The sequence below is a fragment of the Micromonospora echinofusca genome (assembly GCF_900091445.1).
Lineage (GTDB): Bacteria > Actinomycetota > Actinomycetes > Mycobacteriales > Micromonosporaceae > Micromonospora > Micromonospora echinofusca.
In genome coordinates this window covers 3,718,568-3,728,987 of sequence record NZ_LT607733.1, presented here as the reverse complement: position 1 = coordinate 3,728,987, position 10,420 = coordinate 3,718,568, and the positions used below count along the sequence as shown (strand labels likewise).

At 77.2% G+C, this 10,420-nt stretch carries 1 protein-coding gene; it reads left to right on the top strand.

Annotation, left to right across the window (positions count from 1 at the left end; genetic code table 11):
• Window positions 1-347: 347 nt before the first annotated feature.
• Window positions 348-10,412 (top strand): type I polyketide synthase, encoded by a 10,065-nt coding sequence (locus tag GA0070610_RS16030; protein WP_089000787.1) that lies wholly within the window; start codon window positions 348-350, stop codon window positions 10,410-10,412.
• Window positions 10,413-10,420 lie beyond the last annotated feature (8 nt).

The window sequence follows — 10,420 nt, the reverse complement described above, 5'->3', positions numbered from 1 at the left end:
AAATGGTGTCGTACGGCCGTTGTCGACGGTTGTGACACCGGTGGCCGGGCGGGCCTGGACACCCGCCCGGCCACACCCCGCGAGGGTGCCGCGCCGGACCGCTCGCAGGGCGGGTCGGCGCAGCCTGCGCCCCCGCCGCCTAGGGGCACCCGTAGGGGCACGCTAGGGGTTGTGACCGCCGTCCGGCGACAATTACCTTTCGTCCGGCGCGTAAGACCTGGTGGGGACTTAAACGCTATTTGTCTGGCAATTCGTGGTCGGCTGAATGGGTTTGGATCTTCGCGGCTTGTGGCGTCTGTGGACGGTATTGGGTCGCTGTTTCTTTCCGACCCGAAGAGGTGGCGTCAATGGCGACTGAAGATACGCTCCGGGAGTACCTGAAATGGGTGACGGCGGACCTTCACCAGACCAGGAGGAAGCTCGGCGAGCTTGAGGCGGCCAACCGCGAGCCGATCGCCATCGTCGGCATGGCCTGCCGGTTCCCGGGCGGGGTGGACTCGCCGGAGCGGCTGTGGGAGCTCGTCGACTCCGGCCGCGACGCCGTCTCCGCGTTCCCCGCCGACCGTGGCTGGGACCTGGCGCGGCTGTTCCACCCGGACCCCGACCACCCCGGCACGTCGTACGTCGCCGAGGGCGGCTTCGTCGACTCCGCCACCGACTTCGACGCCGCGTTCTTCGGCATCTCGCCGCGCGAGGCCCTCGCCATGGACCCCCAGCAGCGGCTGCTGCTGGAGACCTCGTGGGAGGCGTTCGAGCACGCCGGCATCGACCCCTCGACGCTGCGCGGCCACCAGGTCGGGGTGTTCGCCAGCACCACCGGCCAGGACTACGTGGGGCTGCTCCAGCAGCCGCCGCCCGGCACCGAGGGATACATCCTCACCGGCACCGCGGCCAGCGTCGTATCCGGCCGGATCTCGTACGCGCTCGGCATCGAGGGACCCGCCGTCACCGTCGACACCGCCTGCTCGTCGTCGCTGGTCGCGCTGCACCTGGCGTGCCAGGCGCTGCGGCAGGGCGAGTGCACCCTGGCGCTGGCCGGCGGGGCGACCGTCATGTCCACCCCGTCCGCCTTCATCGGCTTCAGCCGGCAGCGGGGCCTGGCCATGGACGGCCGGGTCAAGTCGTTCGCCGCCGCCGCCGACGGCACCGCCTGGGGCGAGGGGGCCGGCCTGCTGCTGGTCGAGCGGCTCTCCGACGCCCGCCGCAACGGCCACCCCGTCCTCGCCGTGGTACGCGGCAGCGCGGTCAACCAGGACGGCGCGAGCAACGGGCTGACCGCCCCCAACGGCCCGTCCCAGCAGCGCGTCGTGCTCCAGGCGCTGGCCAGCGCCCGGCTCGCCCCGGAGCAGGTCGACGTCGTGGAGGCGCACGGCACCGGCACCACCCTCGGTGACCCCATCGAGGCGCAGGCGCTGCTGTCGACGTACGGGCAGGGCCGGCCGGCGGACCGGCCGCTGTGGCTCGGCTCGGTCAAGTCGAACATCGGCCACACCCAGGCCGCCGCCGGTGTGGCCGGCGTGATCAAGATGGTGATGGCGCTGCGGCACGACACGGTGCCCGCCACCCTGCACGTCGACGAGCCCACCCCCAACGTGGACTGGACGGCCGGCGCGGTCGCGCTGGCCACCGAGCCGCGGCCGTGGCCCGCCGGGGAGCAGCCCCGCCGCGCGGGCATCTCCTCCTTCGGCATGAGCGGCACCAACGCCCACGTGATCATCGAGGAGGCGCCCGCCGCCGACCCGGCCCCGACGGCCGACGCCCCGGACGCCCCCGCCGCCGCGACCGACGCCGGCACCGTGCCGGCCGCCGCCGACACCGCCTGCGTCGACGGGGCCGGCCTCGTGCCGGTGCTGGTCTCCGCCCGCGACGCCGAGTCCCTGGCCGTGCAGGGCACCCGCTGGGCCGACTGGCTCGACGGCCGCCCCGAGCTGCGGCTGACCGACGTCGGCTGGTCGTCGGTGCACACCAGGGCCAGCCTCGAGCACCGCGCCGTACTGCTCGCCGCCGACCGGGCCGACCTGACCGCCGGCCTGCGCGCGCTGGCGGCCGGCGGCGACGCCCCGGGCCTGGTCACCGGCGCCGGTCCGCGTGGCGGCAAGCTCGCGTTCCTCTTCTCCGGCCAGGGCGCGCAGCGCAGCGGCATGGGTCGCGAGCTGGCCGCCGCGTTCCCCGTCTTCGACCGGGCGCTGGCCGAGGTCTGCGCCGAGCTGGACCGGCACCTGCCCCGCCCGCTGGCCCCGGTGCTCTTCGCGCCCGAGGGCGACGAGGCCGCCGGGCTGCTCAACCAGACCCTCTACACCCAGGCCGGCCTGTTCGCCGTCGAGGTCGCGCTGTTCCGGCTCCTGGAGAGCTGGGGGATCGTCCCGGACGTCCTGCTCGGCCACTCGATCGGCGAGCTGTCCGCCGCGCACGCGGCCGGCGTGCTGTCGCTGCCCGACGCCGCCACGCTCGTCGCGGCCCGGGGCCGGCTGATGCAGGCCCTGCCGGCCGGCGGCGCGATGCTGGCCGTCCAGCTCCCCGCCGACGCCGTCCGGGCCGCCCTGGCCGGCGTCGAGGACCGCGTCGCCGTGGCCGCCGTCAACGGGCCCACCGCCGTGGTCGTCTCCGGCGCGGCCGACGCCGTCGAGGAACTCGAACGCCGCTGGGCCGACCAGGGCGTACGCACCAGGCCGCTGCGCGTCAGCCACGCCTTCCACAGCCCGCTGATGGAACCCATGCTCGCCGAGTTCGCCGCCGTGGTGCGCCGGCTGGAACTGCACCCGCCGGCGCTGCCGATCGTGTCGAACCTGACCGGCGCGCTCGCCGACCCCGACGAGATCCGCACCGCCGACTACTGGGTGCGGCACGTGCGGGAGGCCGTCCGGTTCGCCGACGGCGTCGACCAGCTGCGCGCCCTGGGCGTGCGTACGTTCCTGGAGGTCGGCCCCAGCGGGGTGCTCACCGCGCTGGCCCGTGACGTCCTGACCGCCGCCGGCGCGGACGACGACACCGCCGCCGTGGCGCTGCTGCGCCGCGACCGCCCCGAGCCCGCGTCCGCGCTCACCGCCCTCGCCGAGCTGCACGTCGGCGGGGTCGAGGTCGGCTGGGCGCAGCTGTACGCGGGCGCCGACACCGCGCGGGTGCCGCTGCCCGGGTACGCCTTCCGCCGGCAGCGCTTCTGGCCCGAGCCGCCGCCCGCCGCCCCCGACACCGTGGCGGCGGACGGCGACGACGAGTTCTGGACCGCCCTGGAACAGGCGGACGCCGACACCCTGCGCGGCGAGCTGGGCGACGACGACGAGCAGGTCCAGGCGCTGCTGCCGGCCCTGCCGGTGCTCACCTCCTGGCGTCGGTCGCGGCGGGAACGCTCCCTCGTGGACGGTTGGTCGTACCAGGTCACCTGGCAGCCCGTGCCGGTCGAGGACGCCGACGCCCCGGCGGGTCGCTGGTTGGTCGTGCTGCCCGCCGACGACGCGCCGGCGTGGGCGGACGGCCTGGCCGGGATCTTCGGCGACGCCGAGCCGCTGGTGCTGCGCGTCGGCGCGGCGGACCTGGACCGCGCGGCGCTCGCCGCCCGGCTGCGGGAGACGGTCGACGGCCGGGGTGTCGACGGCGTGCTCGCCGTGGTCGCCGGCCAGGACCGGCTGCTGCCCGAGCACCCCGGCGTGACCCTCGCCGCCGCCGGCACCCTCGCCCTGGTCCAGGCCATGACCGACCTCGACCTGGTGGCGCCGCTGTGGTGCGTCACCAGCGGCGCCGTGGCGGCGGCCCCGGGCGACCGGGTCCCGCACCCGTTGCAGACCGAGGTCTGGGGCCTCGGCCGCGCCGCGGCCGTCGAGCAACCGCACCGCTGGGGCGGCCTGGTCGACCTGCCGGCCACCGTCGACGACGCCACCACCCGGCGGCTCGCCGCCGTGCTCACCGGCCACGGCGGCGAGGACCAGGTGGCCGTGCGACCCGGCGGGACCTGGGCCCGGCGGCTCACCCCGGCCCCGCCGCCGGCGGACGAGCCGTCCGCCGGCGACTGGTGCTCCGGCACCGTCCTGGTCACCGGCGGCACCGGCGCCCTCGGCGGCCACGTCACCCGCTGGCTGCTCGACCGCGGCGTCGGGCGGGTGGTCCTGGCCAGCCGCCGGGGCGCCGCCGCCCCGGCCGTGGCGGACCTGCTCGATGCGTACGGCGCCGACGGGCGGGTCACCGCCGCCACCTGCGACGTCACCGACCGGCGGTCCGTGGCGGAGCTGGTCGGGTCGCTGCCCGACCTGACCGCGGTCGTGCACGCCGCCGGCACCGACCAGCTCACCCCGCTGACCGACACCACCCTCGACGAGTTCTCCCACGTCGTCGCGGGTAAGGTGCTCGGCGCCCTGCACCTCGACGCGTGCCTCGCCGACCGCGAGCTGGGCGCGTTCGTCATGTTCTCCTCCATCTCCGGCGTGTGGGGCAGTGCCGGGCAGTGCGCCTACGGCGCCGGCAACTCCCTGCTGGACGCCCTCGCCGTCAACCGGCGCGACCGGGGCCTGCCGGCCACCGCCGTCTCCTGGACGGCCTGGGGCGGCGCGCACGGCATGGCCGCCGAGAACGTGGCCACCGAGCAGCTCAACCGGATGGGCCTGCCGCCCGTCGACCCGGAGAAGGCCCTCGTCGCCCTCGACCGGGCGCTGCGTCGCCCGACGCCCTGCGTGACCGTCGCCGACGTCGACTGGAGCCGGTTCCACCCCGCGTTCACCGTGGCCCGGCCCAGCCCCTTCCTGGGCGGCCTGCCGCAGGTGCGGGCGCTCGTCGCGCAGGAGGAGGCCGCCACGCCCACGGGCGGGGTCGCCGCGCCGCTGCGCCACCTCGCGGCGTTGCCCGCGGCGGAGCAGGAGCGGGAGCTGCTGCGGCTGGTCAACGAGCAGACCGCCGCGGTGCTGGGCCACGCCACCCCCGACGAGCTGCGCGGCCGCCCGTTCAAGGACCTCGGCTTCGACTCGCTGACCGCCGTGGACTTCCGGGGACGGCTGAACACGGCCACCGGCCTGCGGTTGCCCACCACGCTGGTCTTCGACTACCCGACCCCCGCCGAGCTGGCCGCGCACCTGCGCGAGCTGGTCTCCGGCGCCGCCCCCGCCGACGCCCCGCAGGCCGTCGTCGTCGACGCCGACGAGCCCGTCGCGATCGTCGGCATGGCCTGCCGCTACCCCGGGGGCGTCGACGGGCCGGAGGCGTTCTGGCGGCTGGTCGCCGACGGCGTGGACGCCATCTCGCCGTTCCCCACCGACCGGGGCTGGGAGATCCCCGAGCCTGCGGAGGGGACGCACCCGCCGGCGGGCGGCTTCCTCTACGACGTGGCGGACTTCGACCCCGCGTTCTTCGAGATCTCGCCCCGCGAGGCCCTCGCCATGGACCCGCAGCAGCGGCTCACCCTCGAGACGTCCTGGGAGGCGCTGGAGCGGGCCGGGGTGGACCCGGCGACGCTGCGCGGCACCCGTACGGGCGTCTTCGTGGGCGCCTCCACCTCCGGCTACGGTACCGGGCTCACCGAGGTCCCCGAGGGCGTCGAGGGCTACCTGATGACCGGCGCCGCGCACAGCGTCATCTCCGGCCGGGTCGCGTACGCCCTCGGTCTGGAGGGACCGGCCGTCACCGTCGACACCGCCTGCTCCTCGTCCCTGGTGGCGCTGCACCTCGCCGGGGCGGCGCTGCGGCGCGGCGAGTGCGACCTGGCGCTGGCCGGCGGCGTGGCGGTCATGGCCACCCCGACGGCGTTCCAGGAGTTCTCCCGCCAGGGCGGCCTGGCCTCCGACGGGCGGTGCAAGTCCTTCGCCGCCACGGCGGACGGCACCGGCTGGTCCGAGGGCGTCGGCATGCTGCTCGTGCAGCGGCTCTCCGACGCCCGGCGGCAGGGCCGCCGCATCCTCGCCGTGGTACGCGGCTCCGCCGTCAACTCCGACGGCGCGTCCAACGGCCTGACCGCCCCCAACGGTCCCTCCCAGCAGCGGGTGATCCGGCAGGCGCTCGCCAGCGCCCGGCTGACGACCACGGACGTGGACGTCGTCGAGGCCCACGGCACCGGCACCGTCCTCGGCGACCCCATCGAGGCGCAGGCCCTGCTCGCGACGTACGGGCAGGACCGGGGCGACGCCGGCCCGCTGCTGCTGGGCTCGGTCAAGTCGAACATGGGCCACGCGCAGGCCGCCGCCGGCGTGGCCGGCGTGATCAAGATGGTGCTGGCGATGCGGGAGGGCACCGTCCCGGCGTCGCTGCACGCGGACACCCCGTCGCCGCACATCGACTGGTCGGCCGGCGACGTGGAGCTGGTGACCCGGTCCCGGCCCTGGCCGGCGGTCGGCCGGCCCCGCCGGGCGGCGGTCTCCTCGTTCGGCATCTCCGGCACCAACGCCCACGTGGTCGTCGAGCAGGCCGTCGACACCGACGCCGCCGGCGACGCCGAGGCGACCCCCGCCCCGGCCGCCGGGCTGCTGGCCGCCGACGCGGTGGTCTGGCCGGTCTCGGCCCGCTCGGCCTCCGCCCTGGCCGCGCAGGCGTCCCGGCTGGCCCGGCACCTGCGCGCGCACCCCGGCCTCGCCCCGGCGGCGGTCGGCTGGTCCCTCGCCGCGACCCGCTCGGCGTTCGACCGGCGTGCCGTGGTGCTCGGCGCCACCCCCGGCGAGCTGCTGGCCGGCCTGGACGCCCTCGCGGCCGGCACCCCGGCCGGCAACGTGGTGACCGGCACCGTCGCCAACCACGGCGCGGGCCCGGTGCTCGTCTTCCCGGCCGTCGCCCCGGCGGGCGCGGCGGCCGACCTGGTGGGCCGCTGCCCGGTCTTCGACGACACCCTCGCCGAGTGCCGGCAGGCCCTCGCCCCCTGGGTGGACGTCGACCCGGCCGCCCTGCTCACCGGCTCCGACCCCTCCTGGGCCGAGCGGCCGGAGCTGGCCCGGCCCATCCTGTTCGCCGTCGGCGTGGCGCTCGCCGCCGTCTGGCGGCACGCCGGGCTCACCCCGGCCGCGGTCGTCGGCGACGGCGACGGCGAGGTCGTGGCCGCCTGCGTCGCGGGCCTGCTCTCCCTGCCCGACGCCGCCCGCACGGTGGCGCTGCGGGCCCGGGCCGCCGCCGGTGACCTGGACCCCGAGGGCCTCCGCGCCGCCCTGGCGGGAATCGCGCCGCAGCCCGGGACCGCCCGGCTGGCCTCCACCGTCACCGGGGACTGGACCGACCCGGCCGGGCTCGGTCCGGACCACTGGGCCGCGCTCGGGACCGGTGCTCCGGCGGCCGCCGGCGGGGACGCGGGAACGGAGCGGCTCGACGCCGCCCTGCGCGCCGCCGTGGCGGCCGGACACGTGACCTTCGTGGAGGTCTCGCCGGCACCCGCGCTGGCCGCCCGGGTCGCCGCCGTGCTCGACGCGACCGGCACCACCGGCCACGTCTTGGACACCCTCTGCGGGCCGGACGACGCCGCCACCCGGCTGCTGACCGGCCTCGCCACCGCGTACACCCTCGGCCTGGCGGTGGAGCACCGCCGGCTGCTGCCCGAGGCCGAGCCGGTCGACCTGCCCACGTACGCCTTCGACCGGCACCGCTACTGGCTGGAGCGCACCGGCGCGCACCGCTCCGTCCTGCCCGCCGTCGGCCTCGACGTGGTCGACCACCCGCTGCTCAGCGCGGTGGCCGACCTGCCCGGCGACGAGGGCCTGCTGTTCACCGGCCGGATCACCCTCTCCACCCACCCGTGGCTCGCCGACCACGCCGTGCTGGGCACGGTGCTGCTGCCCGGGACGGCCCTGGTGGAGCTGGCGTCCTGGACCGGCCGGCAGGCCGGCGCGGCGACGGTCGCCGAGCTGAACCTGGAGGCGCCGCTGGCGATCCCCACCGAGGGCGGCATCGACCTGCGGGTCCGCGTCGGCCCGCCGGACGAGACCGGGCACCGGCCCGTCGCCATCCACACCCGGCGCGACGACGACACCGGGCCCGACGGCGCCCGGGCCTGGCAGCGGCACGCCTCCGGCCAGCTCGCCGACACCGTCGACCCGGACCCCGCTCCGGCCGGCGTGTGGCCGCCCGCCGACGCCGAGCCGATCGCCCTCGACGGGCTCTACGCCCGGCTCGCCGCCCAGGGCTACCACTACGGCCCCGCCTTCCGTGCGCTGCGCGCCGCGTGGCGCTCGGGCCCGGACATCCTCGCCGAGGTCGCCCTCGACGCCGACGCGTCCACCGACACCACGGCCTTCTCGGTGCACCCGGCCCTGATGGACGCGGCGCTGCACGCCATCGGCGCCAGCGCCACGGCCGGCGCCACCGACGCCACCGTGGACGGCGGCGCGCCGGCCCCCGACGGCGGCCCCGACATCCGCCCGGGCCTGCCGTTCACCTGGGCGGGCGTCACCATCCGGCCCACCCGCGCCCGCGAGCTGCGGATCCGGCTGCGCGCCACCGACGCCGGGTCCGTGGCCCTGACCATCACCGACACCGGCGCCACCCCGGTCGCCTCCGTCGACGGCCTGGTCCTGCGGCCCATCTCCGGCGAGCAGCTCAGCGCCGCCCGCCGCTCGGCCAGCCGGTCCCTGCACCGCCTCGACTGGGTCGCCCCCGTCGCCGGCCGCGCCGACGGCACCCCCCGGTTCGTCGTCCTCGGCGACGACTGGCCGGGCACCGACCGGCACCCGGACCTCTCCGCGCTGGTCGCCGACGTGCGCGCGGGCGGCCCCGTGCCCGACGCGGTGGTGGTGACCTGCGCCGGACCGGCCGCCGACGAGCCGCACCCCGCCGCCCAGGCGCACCGCGTCGCCCACCGGATGCTCGCGCTGGCCCAGCAGTGGCTCGCCGAGGAGGCCCTGACCGCCGCCCGGCTGGTGGTCGTCACCCGCGGCGCGGTCCGGGTCGACCCGGACGAGCGGATCGCCGACGTACCGGCCGCCACCGCCTGGGGCCTGCTGCGCTCCGCCCAGTCGGAGAACCCCGACCGGATCGTGCTCCTCGACGTCGACGACGACGCTTCGGCCGCCGCGCTGCTGCCGGCGGCCCTGGCCGCCGGCGAACCCCAGCTCGCCGTACGCGCCGGTCAGCTCCGGGTGCCCCGACTGACCCGGCTCGGACCGCCCCCGGCCGAGGCGTCCGGCCCCGACCTGGCCGCCGGCACCGTCCTGGTGACCGGGGCGACCGGCCTGCTCGGGCGGCTCGTGGCGCGGCGGCTGGTGACCCGGCACGACGTACGGCACCTGCTGCTGGTCAGCCGCAGCGGGGCGGACGCCCCGGGCGTCGCCGCGCTGGTCGACGAGCTGGCCGAGCTGGGCGCCACCGCCCGGGTGCTCGCCTGCGACGTCACCGACCGCGACGCGCTCGCCCTGCTGGTCGACCAGCTCCCCGCCGACCTGCCGCTGACCGGCGTGGTGCACGCGGCCGGGGTGCTCGACGACGGCGTCCTGCCCGCGCTCACCCCGGACCGCTTCGACACCGTGCTGCGCCCCAAGGTCGACGCGGCCTGGCACCTGCACGAGCTGACGGAGAAGCTGGACCTGGCCGCGTTCGTGCTCTTCTCCTCGGCGGCCGGCCTCTTCGGCGGCCCCGGGCAGGCCAACCACGCGGCGGCGAACTGCTTCCTCGACGCCCTCGCCCAGCATCGGCGCGACCGTGGACTCCCGGCGCTCTCGCTGGCCTGGGGCCCGTGGGTCAACGACACCGGCGACGGGCAGACCGGGCACGTCGACGAGGCCCGGATGAACCGGGGCGGCTTCGTCCCGCTCGGCGCCGAGGAGGGCATGGACCTGTTCAGCGAGGCCCTGCGCTTCGCCGAGCCGGTGGTCGTACCGGTCAACCTGGACCTCGCGTTGATCGGCCGGCACGGGCCGGCGGCGGTGCCGCCGGTGCTGCGGTCGCTGGTCCGCCCGGTGGCGACCGGCGCGGCCCGGGCCGCCGAGCGCGACCCCGCCGAGGCGCTGCGGGAGACCCTCGCCGCCACGGCGGAGGCCGACCGCGACCAGGTGCTCTCCGACCTGGTCCGCACCCACGCCGCCGCCGTCCTCGGCTACGCGTCGATCCGCTCGATCGACGCCGAGCGCGGCTTCGTCGAGCTGGGCTTCGACTCGCTGACCGCCGTCGAGTTCCGCAACCGGCTCAACGCGGCCACCGGCCTACGGCTGCCGTCCACGCTGATCTACGACCGGCCGACCACGGCCGCGCTGGTCGAGTACCTGCGGGGCGCGCTGCTGGCGGAGCGGAGCACGTCCGCGCTGACGGTGCTCGGCGAGCTCAACAAGCTGGAGCACGCCATGCGCGCGGTCGCCACCGGTGACACCGACCGGGCCGCCGTCGGCGCCCGGCTGCGCGAACTGCTCTCCCTGTGGACCTACACCGAGTCCGGTGCGGACTCCGCCGCCGACGAGGGCGCCAGCCTCGAGTCGGCCTCCGCCGAAGAGATCTTCAGCCTGCTGGACGAAGAGTTCGGCTCGGCCTGATCCGGCAT